Origin of the sequence: Leptolyngbya sp. FACHB-541 (assembly GCF_014695875.1) — a bacterium.
In the GTDB taxonomy this organism is placed as follows: domain Bacteria; phylum Cyanobacteriota; class Cyanobacteriia; order Elainellales; family Elainellaceae; genus JAAUTN01.
In genome coordinates, this window is record NZ_JACJPC010000021.1 from 1 (window position 1) to 16,204 (window position 16,204).

The 16,204-nt window shown below is 50.7% G+C and carries 13 protein-coding genes; 11 read left to right on the forward strand and 2 right to left on the reverse strand.

Features of this window, described 5'->3' with window-relative positions; genetic code table 11:
• The first annotated feature begins 274 nt into the window (after positions 1-274).
• The 3 genes from psbP (at position 275) to H6G00_RS03070 (ending at position 3,028) form a co-directional block, all read left to right on the forward strand.
• On the forward strand, positions 275-817 hold the full coding sequence (psbP, locus tag H6G00_RS03060; protein WP_190795585.1) for a photosystem II reaction center PsbP: 543 nt from the start codon (positions 275-277) through the stop codon (positions 815-817).
• A 77-nt stretch (positions 818-894) separates the two neighbouring features.
• Complete coding sequence (locus tag H6G00_RS03065) at positions 895-1,491, forward strand: nucleoside triphosphate pyrophosphatase (protein ID WP_190795586.1); 597 nt, start codon at positions 895-897, stop codon at positions 1,489-1,491.
• Positions 1,492-1,927: 436 nt separating this feature from the next.
• Positions 1,928-3,028 carry a serine/threonine-protein kinase gene (locus tag H6G00_RS03070; RefSeq protein WP_190795587.1) on the forward strand — a complete coding sequence of 367 codons (1,101 nt, stop codon included), beginning with the start codon at positions 1,928-1,930 and terminating at the stop codon, positions 3,026-3,028.
• 13 nt (positions 3,029-3,041) lie between these two features.
• Here H6G00_RS03070 and H6G00_RS03075 read toward each other — a convergent pair whose 3' ends face one another.
• The gene (locus H6G00_RS03075) at positions 3,042-3,992 is read right to left on the reverse strand and encodes an alpha/beta fold hydrolase (protein WP_242042104.1); all 951 of its coding nucleotides are present in this window, start codon (positions 3,990-3,992) and stop codon (positions 3,042-3,044) included.
• 315 nt (positions 3,993-4,307) lie between these two features.
• On the opposite strand from H6G00_RS03075, the gene H6G00_RS03080 reads away from it, so the two are divergent.
• Genes H6G00_RS03080 through yidD form a run of 8 tightly spaced genes read left to right on the forward strand, consistent with a single transcriptional unit; the run spans position 4,308 to position 14,854 of the window.
• Positions 4,308-5,636, forward strand: coding sequence for a hydroxymethylglutaryl-CoA reductase (locus H6G00_RS03080; protein WP_190795588.1), 1,329 nt, complete (start codon positions 4,308-4,310; stop codon positions 5,634-5,636).
• Between the two features lie 14 nt (positions 5,637-5,650).
• The gene (locus H6G00_RS03085; protein ID WP_199318281.1) at positions 5,651-6,598 is read left to right on the forward strand and encodes a UbiA family prenyltransferase; all 948 of its coding nucleotides are present in this window, start codon (positions 5,651-5,653) and stop codon (positions 6,596-6,598) included.
• 30 nt (positions 6,599-6,628) lie between these two features.
• Complete coding sequence (locus tag H6G00_RS03090; RefSeq protein ID WP_190795589.1) at positions 6,629-9,403, forward strand: PEP/pyruvate-binding domain-containing protein; 2,775 nt, start codon at positions 6,629-6,631, stop codon at positions 9,401-9,403.
• Positions 9,393-10,490, forward strand: coding sequence for a DUF3419 family protein (locus H6G00_RS03095; RefSeq protein ID WP_190795590.1), 1,098 nt, complete (start codon positions 9,393-9,395; stop codon positions 10,488-10,490). Before H6G00_RS03090 ends, H6G00_RS03095 begins: the two co-directional genes overlap by 11 nt.
• Complete coding sequence (locus H6G00_RS03100) at positions 10,487-11,944, forward strand: hypothetical protein (protein WP_190795591.1); 1,458 nt, start codon at positions 10,487-10,489, stop codon at positions 11,942-11,944. Before H6G00_RS03095 ends, H6G00_RS03100 begins: the two co-directional genes overlap by 4 nt.
• A 12-nt stretch (positions 11,945-11,956) precedes the next feature.
• Positions 11,957-12,952 carry a GNAT family N-acetyltransferase gene (locus H6G00_RS03105; RefSeq protein ID WP_190795592.1) on the forward strand — a complete coding sequence of 332 codons (996 nt, stop codon included), beginning with the start codon at positions 11,957-11,959 and terminating at the stop codon, positions 12,950-12,952.
• A gap of 9 nt (positions 12,953-12,961) precedes the next feature.
• Positions 12,962-14,563, forward strand: coding sequence for an AMP-binding protein (locus tag H6G00_RS03110; protein WP_190795593.1), 1,602 nt, complete (start codon positions 12,962-12,964; stop codon positions 14,561-14,563).
• Between the two features lie 24 nt (positions 14,564-14,587).
• Positions 14,588-14,854, forward strand: a complete 267-nt coding sequence (gene yidD, locus H6G00_RS03115) for a membrane protein insertion efficiency factor YidD (RefSeq protein WP_190795594.1) — start codon at positions 14,588-14,590, stop codon at positions 14,852-14,854.
• 7 nt (positions 14,855-14,861) lie between these two features.
• Here the strand turns inward: yidD and H6G00_RS03120 are convergent, their stop codons facing one another.
• A complete protein-coding gene (locus H6G00_RS03120) occupies positions 14,862-15,812 on the reverse strand; it encodes a glycosyltransferase family 2 protein (protein ID WP_190795628.1) in 951 nt (316 codons plus the stop codon).
• Positions 15,813-16,204 lie beyond the last annotated feature (392 nt).

Below are 16,204 nucleotides of genomic sequence, written 5' to 3' on the forward strand. Positions count from 1 at the left end.
TGGGTATGGAAGTAATGCACGAGCGCAATGCTCACAACTTCCCGCTCGACCTCGCTTCTGTGAAGGCTCCTAGCATTGTTGGCTAGACTCTAGTCACAGCTCAAGCAAAAGCGCTCCCGAAAGGGGGCGCTTTTTACTTGAAGCAATGAAGCCTTGATTGAGGTACAACAGATGCATCGGTTGATGAGACAATAAAGTCACATACATACAAGTGGGAAAAGCCCCAAAAGTTTTTTCGTGGTGCTACCCAAAAGTTTTGAGGAAGTTTAGAACAATGCTGAAGCGAATTGCAGTCGTCCTGCTAGTTGTATTAAGCCTGAGCTTGCAGAGCTGCGTTTCGGCGGCGGCTGGTTTGAAGGGATATGTCGACAGCTCTGATGGTTACGAGTTCTTATATCCCAATGGTTGGGTTCCGGTTCGCGTTGACGACGGTCCTGATGTCGTATTTCATGACTTAATTCAAGAAACTGAAAATGTCAGTGTTGTGATTAGCCCGGTGCCCGCTGGCAAGACGTTACAGGAATTAGGGACTCCCAGTGAGGTGGGTTACAAGCTTTCTAAAAATGCGATCGCCCCTCCTGATTCAGGTCGAGAAGCAGAGTTAGTCAACGCTGAGTCAAAGCAGATTGGTGACACAATTTACTATTGGCTGGAGTATGCGGTGAAGCTGCCCAACCAGCAAGAGCGTCACAATTTAGCTAGTGTTGCTGTTCGACGAGGACAGCTATTTACGTTGAACCTCTCTACTACAGAAGGGCGTTGGCCCAAGATGAAAGCCCTGTTTCAGGATGTAGTGAGTTCTTTTTCAGTCTATTAACCTGAGTCGGGTTGCATGGAGGGAGAAGGTCGTGAAACCTATCTTCTCCTTCCACAAAAAATATTATTTTTAGTCCAATGAGAAGTGTCCCCACTTTTGTGCTGGCTTCTGCATCCCCAGCACGACGGCAGTTGCTCCAAGATGCTGGAATTGAGGCTATTGTCCAGCCCAGTGATTTTGACGAATCGCAGGTTCAGGAAACGAACCCAGCAGAATTTGTGCAGCTTCTAGCTCAACGTAAGGCAGAGGTCGTTGCTCCAAAGTTTAAAGATGCGCTGGTAATGGGTTGCGATTCGGTGCTGGCGCTAAATTGTGAGATCCATGGAAAGCCTGCAAATCCAGCAGAGGCGATCGCCCGCTGGCAGCAAATGCGAGGAAAAGTCGGCGAGCTCTACACCGGGCACGCCCTGATTGATCAAACTCAGCAAAAGACGCTGGTGCGCTGTCAGGTAACGCGAGTCTTCTTTGCTCAGGTAAGCGATCGCCAAATCGAAGCTTACGTCTCTACTGGAGAACCATTAAATTGTGCAGGTTGCTTCGCAATTGATGGACGAGGGGGATTATTTGTTGAAAAACTGGAAGGCTGTCACACCAACGTGATTGGACTGAGCTTACCGCTGCTACGACAGATGTTGGGAGACCTTGGTTACGACGTTGTTGACTTTTGGCAGTAACTTTAGACTTCAAGAACTCACAACTCTGCCAATTCAAGATTTGTCCCTTCATCGTTGTCTTTGCTAATTCTTCACTAATCCTCAAAAATACTGATGCGTAAACCTTCTTGAGGATCGACAATTGCATCAAATTGGGCAATGCATTACCAGACGTTCAAATTTGAAGTACTCTAGTTCAAACACTCCTGAGAAAAACTGGCTCTAAGAGAATTTGCTCCGAGAGAATAGTCATGGTTTACCACAAGTTTGACAAGAGTCTACAAAAGCACCTTTCGAGATCTGCAAGTTCTGAATCTGCAAGTTCTGATCCTAATTTCAGGATTAGGGCTTTACAATAGCATCACACTAAGTCGCACTTGGCGCTAATATTGAAGCTATCTGTCTCCCTAGATCCACTTAGCGATCCCCTTAGATCCACCCAATTTGCTTCAACCGAATGGATTGTTCTATTGCAACGCTGTCTAATCTGCGCTCTTCTGCTCAGCATCAGACTCATTTGGGTCAACTGTGCGGTTCTAGAAAGCTATTTCGCGATCGCTACAGAATCGTTCGTGCGTTAGGACGAGGCGGCTTTGGAGTGACCTTCCTTGCAAGAGACATGACTCTGCCAGGTACACCCCTGTGCGTGATTAAGCAGCTTTGCCCCAAGGTTAGTAATCCAGCCATCCTTGAGCGAGCTAAAGAGCGGTTTGAGCGTGAAGCCAAGACCCTAAGCCAGTTGGGTAGCCATGCTCAGGTGCCACAGCTCTTAGACTATTTTGAGCTAGACGGCGAGTTTTACCTGATTCAGGAATACATCAAGGGTTGTACGTTAGCCAAAGAGGTAAAAAATGGCGGCGTTCAGTCTGAGGCAGCAGTCAAGCGATTTTTGCGGGAAATTTTGCCCGTCCTGGACTACATTCATCGCCACAAGGTAATTCACCGCGATATCAAACCCCCCAACATTATTCGCTGTCAGGATGATGGTCGTCTGGTGTTGATTGACTTTGGCGCCGTCAAGGAACAGATTGCTCAGGCTAGCGAGGTGACTCAGAAAGCAACTACTACCAATTTTGTCGGTACCGTTGGCTTTGCCCCTCCAGAGCAACTTTCTTTGAGACCGTTGTATGCCAGTGATATTTATGCGATTGGGGTGACGTGTCTGTATCTGTTAACGGGCAAGCCGCCGCTAGAGTTTGACTACGATCCGGCAACGGCTGAGATCTGCTGGCAGGAGTTTGTGCAGGTGAGCGACCACTTTGCTGTCATCCTGGGCAAGATGCTGAAAATTTCTCCTCGCGATCGCTACCGTTCCGCTAAGCAAATCCTCCGGGCTCTCGACTTAGAACCCCATCTTGATCAGCTAGCCGACTGCATGAACACCCAGCGGCGTTTGGCTAATCCAGAGCAGGAGGAAGCTACTAGCTCAGATGGCTATGTTTCTCCAATTTCTCGCACAGCCGCAGCCATCCGGGATTGGCGGACGCGGTTGCAGGACAAGGAGCATAAGCAAAACCTTGACCTGGGAAACTGTCTAGCTAACGGTTATCGCAGCTAAGTCTTCAGGAAATTCAGGGAACAGTTTTAGAAAATTGTCGACTCCAGGTCAGAATTTCCTCGTTGACCTGCTGCGATCGCTCCTCATAAAGAAAATGTCCCGTCTCCGGGATTTCCACCATTTGCAGTAGCGGATTGAGCGCTGGAAGTTGCCTTCCCCAAGCAAGGGGAATGATCTTGTCCTGCTCTCCCCACAGCATCAGAGTAGGAGCTTGAAGCTGAGGCAACAACAGCTTTGTTTGAGGGCTAAAGTTCGTCTTAGTTCTGGCTTGAGAGAGCCGACAAAATGCCTGAGCCGCACCCCTATCTAAGGCTGGCGCAACAAAACTTGCAACCGCATCCTCCGTTACATTTTCGGGATTGGTATAGGCTAATCGCAAAATTGACCTTAAAACGTTGGGGCGACGAATCAGGTTAAATAGTGGTCGAATCAGTAAAGGCGAGGAAAAAGCTCCTTCTAGTGTATTCACAATCGGCTGAAGCCACTCAGGGAGCGTTTCCTGACGAGCGGCAGGCAGCGTAATCAGCACCAATCCCCGAATCATCTCCGGGTGCGCGACGGCTGCAGTTAAGGACACTAATGCTCCCAAAGAATGACCAACCAGTACCACTGGCTGTCCAATCAAGGTGCGCCAGAAATCGTAAACCTGGTCGACCCATAAATCGACTCGATAGGGCGCTGCTGCTTTTTCAGAAGCCCCAAAGCCTAACATATCGAGGGCGTAAATGGTGTGGGACTGGCTCAGGGAAACAAGGTTGGAATGCCACTGGGCGATCGCCGAACCAAAACCGTGTAAAAACAACAGCGGTGGCGCAGTTGGGTCAGCCGTTTTAGCAGCCCGAATGTAGGTATAGCGAGTTTGCCAGCCTCGCCAAACCCAATCTCGCTGAAAGCCCATCTGAGCCTGCCAAGGTTGGACTAATGGTTTGATCGGCATAATTAAGTAAGTTTTTGCAGGTGCCATCTCTATTCCATCTCTATTGTAGGTGAGTGAAGCATAGCGAAACCCAACGCTTACAAGGGTTTTGCTATATCAAACCAAACCACCTACTTCCGCTAGAGATCAGCAAAAGTGAATTTCTATAGGTTTCGTCGCGGTTACTGTGAAAGGACTTTAGACTTTAGACAGATGAGGAGTGTCTAAAATTCTTTCGTCAACTGTTCCAGCCAGTCAGACTGGTACAGATTGCAAGCTAGTTTCATGGAAAACAGCATAAATTGTGCATATCATCCCAATCAGAAAGCCATCAGTGCGGTTGGGCAAAAAGGCGCTTGATCAATGTCAACTCATTATCGCCACGCTAGTGAATATCTGGAATGCTTGCTGCAACCTCAGCTGGATGGGTTGCCGTCCTCACAGTCTAATCTTGAACAATTGAAGCAACAGCTTGCAGCTAAGCTAACCCACCCATCGCCCAAGATACCCGGTGGGTCACGCTTAACCCCTGAAACCATAGCGCGACGTTGGCAAATTCTTCAGGCAAAGCCTGTGACTCAGGCAGCTTTAGCCGATGCTCAGACGCTACAGCAAATGGAGTGCTATCGCCGCAATGTCGAAAACTTTATCGGTACAGTCAAGGTTCCGGTAGGGGTGGCTGGGCCACTGCGGGTTAACGGGTTGTTTGCTCAGGGCGACTACTATATTCCCCTAGCGACGACTGAGGCAGCGCTGGTTGCCTCTTACCATCGCGGCAGTCAACTGATTAGCGAGGTAGGAGGCTGTACCGCAGTCTTGCTGAATGAAGGGGTTAGCCGTGCGCCTGGGTTTGCTTTTTGCAATTTGGCAGAGGTGGGGCAGTTTATGGCGTGGGCGATCGCCCATCAGCCTCAATTCAAACAATGCGCCGAATCCACGACCCGCTACGGCAAACTCACTGACTTGCGAATCACTGTCGAAGGCAATCACGTCTACCTCGACTTCCAGTTCACTACGGGTGATGCGGCTGGACAAAATATGGTCACGATCGCGACTCAGGCAATTTTGGACTACATTCAAGCCCACTCTCCGATTCAGCCTCAGTATTCGTTTGTTGAAGCGAATTTATCTGGAGACAAAAAAGCCAGCGCCCAATCCTTTCTCTCAGTACGTGGCAAAAAAGTCACCGCTGAAGTGACCCTCCCCGCAGACTTGGTGCAAAAGCGGCTGCACACGACCCCAAAGCAGATGGTCAACTACTGGCAGATGTCGGCGATCGGCGGCACTTTAACGGGCACAATTGGCATTCAGGGGCACTACGCGAATGGGTTAGCTGCACTGTATATTGCTTGTGGGCAAGATGCTGCCTGCGTTGCTGAATCTGCCGTTGGAGTCACCCGCTTTGAAGTTACCGAAACTGGGGCACTCTATGCTGCGGTGACACTACCAAATCTGATTGTAGGCACGGTGGGAGGAGGCACAAGCTTACCTAGCCAGCAGGCATGTCTAGAAATTTTGGGGCTAGCTGGAGCTGGTAACGCCAAGGCTTTTGCTGAAGTCGGTGCAGGGCTGCTATTAGCAGGAGAGTTGTCTATCATTGGAGCGCTTTGCTCTGGTGAGTTTACCCGTGCCCATCAACGGCTTGCCCGTGGCAAAGCAGCTCAATCTGTGGCTCAACCTAAAGAAACCTGATCAAATCCGTAAACATGTTCGAACGATTGCAAAACATTCTGGGACGCTGGTGGACGTATTTACAAGAACGGTTCCCCTTAGTAAAAAACGGACTGCTGATTGCTTGTTTTAGCTTTTCTGCAGTCAGCTATTCAGCCTTGCTGCGCGGGCCAATTGAAGGTAGAACTTCTCTACAAACTTTTGGAGCAGCTTGCATTGCTTTCCTAATTACCTTCTTATTTTTTCTCCAACTACGCATTGCCGACGAATTTAAAGATTATGCCGATGATTTCCGCTATCGCCCTTACCGTGCCGTACCGCGAGGTCTAGTCTCGCTCAAGGAACTGGGCATTGTTGGCATTAGCAGCGCCTTTATTCAGCTAGGGTTAACACTGGCGCTGTCTCCCTTTTTGGCACCACTTTTGCTGCTGGTGTGGGGCTATCTCGGTCTGATGACCAAAGAGTTTTTTGTACCCGCATGGCTCAAGGGTCATCCCGTTGTGTATATGCTGAGCCACATGGTGATTATGCCACTGATTGCGCTGTCTGCGACCGCTTGTGATTGGCTGTCAGCAGGCGTTGCACCATCGCAAGGGGTAGTGTGGTTTTCCGTCGTCAGCTATTTAATTGGGTTGGTACTTGAGATCGGGCGCAAAATTCGTGCTCCTAAAGATGAGGAACGAGGTGTAGAGACCTATTCTGCCTTGTGGGGGCGACAGAATGCAGTTAGAGCCTGGTTGGGTGCGATTTGGCTGACCACACTTGCTTCTCTTTTGGCAGCGCTGTATATCCGTTTTGCCCCACTGTTCACCATTGTGTTGCTGTTGTTGTTGACAGCGGCAGTGTTTGTGGCGTGGCGGTTTTGGTATCACCCCGTGCGGCAGTGGGCAACGAGAATTGATCTGGTATCTGGGGTTTGGGCATTAACCATTTATCTATGTTTGGGAATTGTTCCAGTACTGCTGCGGGAATTTGCCAGTTAAGGCTGGTCTAAGTCGATCCAGGAGGGTTCGATGAGCTTTATTCTTCAAGCCAGTGATGCAAACGCGGCTAATCAGCTGGGGGGCAAGGCTGGTGCACTGGCAGCATTAGCCCAAAAAAAATTACCAATTCCTGGCTGGTTTGTCGTAACCCCAACTGCGTTTGACCGGAGTTTGGCTGATCACGGTTTAGCTGATCACAGTTTGATTGAGGCTGAGCGATCGCCCCTTACCCCAACAGAGGTCCGCACAGCCCTTGACAACCTTCACCTTAGTGAATCTGTTCAAGCAGAATTGAGAACTGCTCTAGCTGCACTTTGTCCTAAAGGCGAACGAGTTGCTGTGCGATCTTCAGCCATTGACGAAGATGGAGCGCAGCACTCCTTTGCAGGACAACTGGATAGTTTCTTGTTTGTCGAACCGCAAGATGTAGCAAAACGGATTGTGGACGTGTGGCGCTCGGGGTTTAGCGATCGCCTGCTCGCCTACCGTCAGGAAAACCAGCTTGATCTCCCTACCGCTCCAGCGGTGATGGTTCAGGTAATGGTAGATGCCCAAGTTTCGGGGGTTGCCTTTAGCGCCAATCCCGTGACTGGGCAAAGAGCGATCGCCCTAGTTTCAGCCGTTTATGGACTGGGAACAGCCCTGGTATCGGGAGAAGTGGATGCAGATAGCTATCAGGTGAATCGGGCGGGCGAAATCGTGAGTCAGCAGCTCGTAGAAAAGCGATGGGCGCACCGCTATGTTCCCGACCGTCAAGAAATTGCGTCAGTTGAAGTGGATTCAGTGCTGGTTCAGCAGCCCGTTCTCACCGATGAGCAAGTTCGGGCGATCGCCAACCTTGCCCGTCAAGTTGAAGCGCACTTTGGTCGTCCCCAGGATATCGAATGGGCGATCGACCCATCCGGCAAGCTGTATTTGCTACAAGCTCGACCGATTACCGCTCTGGCGCAGATGCCCGACCCTGACGGAGTGCTAAATCTCTGGGACAACAGCAACATTGCTGAAAGCTATGGCGGAGTTACTACTCCGCTGACCTTTTCCTTTGCCCGTCGCGCCTATGAGGAAGTTTATCGTCAGTTTTGCCGAATCATGGGCGTGCCAGAAGGGGCGATCGCCCAGCACGACAGCACCTTCCGCCGCATGTTGGGCTTAGTGCAGGGACGCATCTACTACAACCTGTTGAGCTGGTATCAGGTGCTGGCACTGCTGCCCGGATTCACCGTCAACCGCCGCTTTATGGAGCAAATGATGGGCGTTCGGGAAGAACTGCCTGCCGAGATTCTGACAGAGCTAACCGGAGCAAACTGGAAAGCCCGGTTACAGGACGGTTTTCGGTTAGTTAGCAGCATTGCAGGGCTGCTGAAAAACTATTTCACCCTGCCCCAGCAAATTCAACGATTTTATCAACGGCTAGAACGGGCGTTAAACCTATCTCATCTTCCGGCTGGTTTAGCGGAAATGCGACCCGATGAACTGGCAACCTATTACCGCAGCCTGGAGAGACAACTGCTCACCCGCTGGGATGCACCGCTGGTCAACGATTTCTTTGCGATGATCTTTTACGGCGTGTTGCGAAAACTGACGACTCAGTGGTGTAGCGACACGGAGGGAACGCTGCAAAACGATCTGGTCAGCGGTGAGGGGGGCGTGATCAGCGCAGAACCCGCCCATAGAGTGCAGCAGCTTGCGGCGATCGCAACTCAAGATCAAACGTTTGTACAACTGCTGTGCACGGGATCGCTCGAGCAGATTCTCCCTCAAATAGAACTGATCCCAGCTTTTCATCAGCCGTATCAGGAATATTTGCAGAAATTTGGCGATCGCTGTCTAGAAGAACTCAAGCTCGAAAGCCCCACTCTTTATGATGATCCCCTGGTGCTGTTGCGATCGGTGGGACAACTGGCGCAGTCTCAAACTCAAAGTTTCCCTTTTCAACGGGAATTTAAGGAGCTCAACGCAACCGCTTCCCTAAGACAACAAGCCGAGGCAACGGTAAAACAATCTCTCCAAGGACATGCTTTACGCCGTCTAATTTTTTCTTGGGTGTTGAAAAATGCTAGGGAACGAGTGCGCGATCGCGAAAACCTGCGATTTGAACGCACTCGTCTGTTTGGTCGTACCCGCCAGGTATTTGTAGAACTGGGCAAACGTTTCTATGGGCAGGACGCACTAAGCTCACCTAGAGATATTTTTTACCTGGAATTGAACGAAATCCTCAGTTTCATTGACGGTACTGCGACCTGCACTGACTTAAAAGGATTGGTCGCTCTACGACAGGCAGAATTTGCACGCTATCGGCAGTTGCCTGCTCCGGGCGATCGCTTTGAAACTCACGGCATCGTTTACCAGAACTCATTCCAGCCTAAAGCTACAGTAAAACCTGCCGACGGAGACTCTTTAAAGGGCACAGGCTGCTGTCCTGGAATCGTTCGCGCGCCCGTGCAGGTGATTACTGATCCCAGACAGGCAACTCTGCGTCAGGGAAGCATTTTAGTTGCAGAACGCACCGATCCCGGTTGGATTATGCTGTTTCCGGCGGCAGCAGGGCTGCTGGTCGAGCGGGGTAGTTTGCTGTCTCATTCCGCAATCGTGGCGCGGGAGATGGGCATTCCGGCGATCGTCTCGATTCCGCAGGTGACGCAGTGGCTCAAGGATGGCGACTGGGTAGAGATGGACGGCAGCACGGGGATGGTGCGACGGATTGCGGTGGAGGTGATCGCCCAGGACTATTCCCAAGAAATTACCCCTTCCCCCAATTCGTCTGATTCTGCCTCACCTCTGGTGGAGGTCGGCAATGGACAGTGAAATTGCAGCCCGCGCTGACTTTTCTCAAATTCGCTACGCTCAGGTTTGGGAAGATGCCGATATCTTGCTGCAAGCGTTAGACATTCAGCCAGGACAGGTGTGTCTATCCATTGCCTCAGCTGGGGATAACGCTCTGGCAATGCTGAGCCGCAGTCCAGAGCGGGTGATAGCTCTGGATCTGAGTTCCGCTCAGCTTGCTTGCCTGGAACTGCGTGTCGCTGCCTACCGAGAACTGAGTCACGATGAACTGCTGATTCTAATTGGGTCTCGATTAGGTAAAGACCGAGAAGCCCTATATCAACGCTGTCGTAAGCAGCTTTCGGGCGATGTGCAGCAGTTTTGGGATCGTAGGAGTGCCGCAATTCGCAAGGGCATCGGTGAGGCTGGACGATTTGAACGTTACTTCGCTATCTTTCGCCGCTACATTTTGCCTCTGATCCATCACCGAGAACAAGTGAATCGCTTGCTCAAAGGCGGCACTCTCGAACAACGCCAAACTTTCTATCAGCAAGACTGGGACACCTGGCGCTGGCGATCGCTGTTTCGCCTGTTCTTCTCGCGCTTTGTGATGGGACTGGGACGCGATCCCAGCTTCTTCAAATATGTGGAAGGTCGTGTGGGCGATCGCATTCTAGAAAGAACCCGTTATGCCCTCACTGCTTTAGATCCAGCCGAGAACCCTTACCTTCAGTGGATTCTCACCGGACAGCATCTCACCGCCTTACCCTACACCCTGCGTCCAGAAAACTTTGACGCAATTCGCAACAACCTCGATCGCCTGGAATGGCAATGCATTTCCCTAGAGAATTTCTTGGACACCGTTGGCGAGAATGCCATCAACCACTACAACCTCAGCGACATTTTTGAATATCTCTCGCCTGACCACTATCACCAACTGCTGCAACGCCTGGTCAAAGCAGGTCGCCCCGGCGGACGGCTAGCCTATTGGAATATGCTTGTGCCTCGCAGCAGACCTGCAACAATGGCAGACCAACTCCAACCGCTGATGGAACTAGCACAATCCCTCCACGCTCAGGATAAAGCCTTCTTCTACAGCGCCTTCATCGTAGAGGAAATCATCAAATGACCCCTTCCTCTCTGTCCCTCTTCCCTCTCTCCGCCTCACTGAACCCCTGGCTTGCAATGGGCTTAGTTCTATCTACGCTGGTCGGGCTAATGGTTGGACTGCGAGTTTATCAGTACCACTTCTCCCCTCATCCAGAACTGGTGCGGAAGTTGCTGCACATTCCAATGGGGCTGATCACGCTCAGCTTTCCCTGGCTGTTTAGCAAAACGCTGCCTGTGCTGGTGCTAGCCGGGATCGCTATTGTTTGGTTGCTGGCACTGCGACTCTACAAACCACTAACAACCCGACTGGGCAGTGTTTTGGGCGGCGTGGGCAGGCGATCGCTCGGTGAAATTTACTTTCCCATTTCCGTAGGCGTACTGTTTTTGCTGTCGCAGGGTGATCCGCTGCTATTTTGCATTCCCATGCTGATCCTGACCCTGGCGGATGCAGTCGCCGCAGTGATTGGCGTGCGTTATGGGCAGTTTCACTACACCACCACTGACGGGTACAAGAGTGCAGAAGGCTCCATCACCTTTTTCACAATCGCCTTTCTTAGTGTTCACATTCCGCTGCTGTTGTTGACTGATATTGGACGGGCAGAAACTCTGCTGATTGCGCTAATTCTGGGACTGTTGGTGATGTTGATAGAGGCGATCGCCTGGCAGGGATTAGACAACCTGTTCATTCCTCTGGGCGGCTTCATTTTGCTCAAGCTTTACCTGGAAATGGACGCACTGACGCTACTGGTGCGCCTCATCGTCACCTTGCTCTTGGTCACGTTTGTGCTGTGCTGGCGACAGCGCACCACGCTCAACGACAGTGCACTGCTGGGAACTGCTTTCATCGGCTATCTTAGTTGGACCTTGGGCGGTTGGCAATGGCTGCTGGCACCCGCCATTTTGTTTCTTACCTATCCACTACTCATTTCCTGGATCAAGCAACGAGAAATCCCACTTACGCTAGAAGAGCGGCAAGCAATGCCCTGGCTACCGTCAGAAAGTGATTCCAAAAGTCCGAATGCCCATTGGGAGAGAATTCATAACATTTATGCGGTGTTGAGCGTTGCGGCTGCGGGGCTGCTCTGGTTATTTCTGTTTGGCACATTCAATCGCCCCGAATTTCTCTACCCTTACACCCTGTCCTTTGCTGCAAACCTTGCCATCATCGGCATCGCTGGCATGTCACCTTTGAACTACTGGAAACCCACTAACCTGACACTGCTAACCACCTATGTGGTTAAAGGGTGGCTACTCATGTTTGCTCCGTTGCTGTTGTTAGAAGGACTATCCCTTACGTCTGTCTTCTGCGTACTGGTGTCGCTGGTGGGCATTGCTTTACCTGCGATCGCCTACTATTTCACCCAACCTTTTCTGCGAAAACGCCCTACCGATACGCTCAACTGGCTCTGTCGTGCTGGATATACAGCGATCGGGTCGCTTCTAGGGTTAGCTCCATATCTGTTGCGGTTTTAGAGCTTGGCTCCAATGTACCAATTTCTTCAGATTGAGAACTCAAATCAGCTTACAGAATTATTCAGGTTGAGTGGGCTGTCTGCTTTGGATGCTCAAAGTTTTGTGAGCCATTCACCGGATGCTCATTGGGTGTTAGTCGAGGAGGGAGCGATTGCCGGGCGCTGCTCTCTTTGGTGGAGAAATGTTCCCCCTTATCCTGAGCAGAAACTAGGATTAATCGGGCACTACGCAGTTCAGAATGCGGACGCTGCTCATCGGCTGCTCGACCATGCCTGCCAGCAGTTGTTGGAACAGGGCTGCACAATGGCAGTCGCTCCAATAGATGGCAATACCTGGCGACGCTATCGGTTGCTGAGCGAGCGGGGCAGTGAGCCAATTTTCTTTTTGGAGCCGGATAATCCAGACCAATGGTGCGATCAGTTTCGGGCACAGGGGTTTACAGTGCTGGCTCACTATAGCTCTGCTATGAATTCTGATTTGACTCAGCAAGATCCTCGATTGGAACGGGTTGCAGGGCGGCTAGAAGAATTGGAGGTAAGGGTGCGATCGCTCAACCTCCAGCAGTTTGGCTCAGAGCTAGAAAAAATTTATCGCCTCTGTCTCACCAGTTTTCGCCAAAATTTTCTTTACACGCCGATCGCTTTCCCTGAGTTCGCCGCTCAGTACAGTCAGATACTTCCCCACCTTCAGCCTGAGTTGGTGCTGATGGCAGAGCATGAGGGGCGACTGGTTGGCTTTTTGTTCGCAATCCCTGATCTACTACAAGCAAAGCGGGGTGAGAAAATTAGTACCGTCATCATCAAAACAGTAGCGGTGCTGCCCGATCGCCAATATGCCGGACTGGGAAATTTTTTGGTTGCTGAATGTCAGGCGATCGCCCACCAACGAGGCTACAGCCGCGCCATTCATGCTCTGATGCACGATGAAAACAATTCTCGTAGCCTGAGCCGCCACTATGCTCAGACGATTCGTGGCTACACCCTATTTGCCAAGTCGCTCACTCCATAAAATGGCTCAATGAATATTGCTGAAATCCTTCAGAGTCAGGCAAAAACTCAACCTGATACAGTAGCCATCATCGATCCTCGATTTGGCTCTCTAACATTTGCAGAGTTGCTACAGTTCGCAAATCAGGCTGCCGCGCTGTTGCAGCAGTCAGGACTGAGGGCAGGTGATGCAGCATTGATTTTCCAGCCCATGTCAGCACAGCTTTATGTGGCGCTGATGGCAGTCTTCCAACTGGGAATGGTAGCCATGTTCCTCGATCCATCTGCCGGACAGGAACATCTGGAACGGTGCTGCGCCCTCTATCCGCCTCAGGCACTCATTGCCAGTTCTAAAGCGCATTTGCTGAGGGTGCGATCGCCTGCTCTCCAGCAAATTTCAGTTAAATACTCAATCGGTTTCCCCGTTCCCGGTGCGAAACGCTGGGAATCGGCTCAGAGGTTACAACCGCTGACCCAAATTGCTTCTATTACGGCAGACACGCCAGCCCTGTTGACCTTCACTAGTGGCAGCACCGGGCAACCCAAGGCAGTAGTGCGATCGCACGGATTCTTAATTGCTCAGCATCGAGTTCTCCAGAAAAATCTGGAACTAACCGCTGGAAAAATTGACCTAACTACCTTGCCCATCTTTGCTCTAGCGAATTTGGCATCTGGCGTAACCAGCTTGATCCCCAATGCAAACCTACGCTTTCCAGGCAAGGTGAATGCCAGTCATGTGATCCAGCAGATTCAAACTTACCAGCCTCACAGCACCGCTGCTTCTCCTGCATTTCTGGCACGTCTGGTAGAGCATTGCCAAACCCAAAAACTAACCCTGCCTAGCTTTGAAAACATCTTCAGTGGGGGTGCGCCTGTCTTTCCGCAACTGTTAGAACAATTGCAGCAAATCGCCCCTCAAGCTAAAGTGACTGCTGTCTACGGCTCCACCGAAGCTGAGCCGATCACCCACATTTCGCGGCAGCAAATCCAGCCTCATGACCTGGAGCAAATGGCTCAAGGACAGGGACTACTTGCAGGTTTGCCTGTACCCGAAATTCAACTGCGAATCTTACCGCATCAGTGGGGAAATCCCATCGGTGCCTATTCTCAAACCGAATTTGATGCAGTCTGTCTACCCCCAAAGCAAGCAGGGGAAATCGTCGTTAGGGGCGCGCACGTTCTGTCTAGCTACCTGCACGGACGAGGCAATGAAGAAACTAAATTCCAGGTGGATGGAGTCATCTGGCACCGCACAGGCGACGAAGGCTACCTGGATATCCAAGGACGGGTTTGGCTGCTGGGGCGCTGTAGTGCCCGAATCCAGGACAATTTGGGTATTCTTTGTCCTTTCGCTGTTGAGACAGCCGCCTCTTTGCATCCAGCCATTCGCCGAACGGCAGTGGTGCAGCAGAATGAGCAAAGAGTGTTAGTGATTGAGCTAAAGTCGGGCGTTATGAGTAAAGGCTGGACGAATGTAGACGGTCAGCGATCGCCCCTCCATTCACTTCACGAAACTCTTGTCTGGGCACAAATCCAAAACTACAAAATCGTCAAAAAAATCCCAGTAGACAAACGCCACAATGCTAAAGTCGATTACCCAAAGCTGCGGCAGCTTTTGGATAATAGGAATTAAGGCTTTCCCAAACCTCCATCCCCAATGAAAACCCTGCTAATTTTTCTCGTTCGCGGCTATCGGCTGCTGATCTCGCCGCTTTTTCCGCCGACCTGTCGGTTTCAGCCGACTTGTTCCCAATATGCAATCGAGGCGATCGCTCAATATGGTGCACTACGGGGAAGCTGGCTGGCAGCCCAACGCATTCTACGGTGCCATCCGTTTCACCCAGGTGGATACGATCCTGTTCCACTTAGAGTTCAACCTCAAACAGATGGAGAACCCCAAAAACATAGAGACGACGCAGTCTAGCTGCTGGTCAAACCTCAAGCTCAGTGAGCACTAGCTTTCGGACTTCTTTAGCTTTAGTGGGCTGTTTGCGGGCAGACATGGCTCGTGCCAAAATGCTCCAGGCTGACGGAGAAAGAAATGCGGGTGTAGCTAGCTTTAAGGCCACCAACAGTTTTCTCTGCTTTAGAGCAACAAGTCCCCAATGCAGCTTCAAATAATCTTGAATTGCGGACAGAGAAGGAATACTAGCCTGATGTTTTTCACTCACCAGTGAATAAATCTTGCGCTTCATCAAAATGTTAGTATCCAACCGCTTCTGCAAAGAAAACTTACGGTTTTGTGCCCCTTGCCAAATCGTGCGATAGCTTAAGTATCGGTTGATAAAAATTGCATCACCAAATTGAGCAATCTTGATCCAAGAGTCAATATCGTCACAGTTAGCATCTAGGCTCGAATCCCAACCGCCTGATTTAAGGAAAGCATCGCGTCGGAAAGCAACCTGAACGGGTGTTCCAAACGGCACTTTCTCCAATAACATGCCGTAGTGGATGTCCTCTTGGGGAATGTAAAAGAATCTACCAGGTCCAGTCTGCCGAGTTCTACTCAGTTCGACCTCGTTTTCATCTACCTGAATCGCTTGACAAGAACAAATGACCGCTTGGGGACGCATGGCGATCGCGCGTTTCATCTCAGCGATGCACTGCAGGTCTAAATAGTCATCATCGTCAATCAGCTTGACCCAGTCTCCCTGAGCTACTTTGACTCCAATATTGATGGAAGCCGAGTGTCCTACGTTTTTAGTGTTGCGATGATAGATAACGCGATCGCCCAAACTGGTGACATATGCCTCAGTCTCATCGGTTGAACAGTCATCTACAACCACGACCTCAGAAGGTACAGTCTGAGCTAATGCTGATTCGACTGCTCGTTTGAGTAAAGAGACGCGATTATACGTGGTGATCACAATCGTGAACTTCAACACTAGATCTCACTCCTTGGCGAGGTATTGAGGATAGAATGCCCTGCTGAAACAACGTAAGCTACTAGTCGACTAATCGAGCTTCTCCGTGAAAAACTCAACTAGATAAGTAGCCTGAGCCCTAAACTAGTGAGATTCAAGCAGTAAGGTCGTATAAGAACTTTCCATCAAGTTACCAAAATAGATGAACTGAAACAGTACCGCAGGTAAATTGGGGTGAGCTGCACTCAATTTGCAAAACTGAGGCGCTTGCTGACGCTCAAAGCATAACCGGCACATTTGAGATGACATTGCAGAACCCGATCTGGCTACCCTGATTACCTTCAGCCTACTCAAGCTAGACTTCTATGACTCCCAAAATTAAGAAAGAGTTGCAGCCTTTCGCTTTAAAG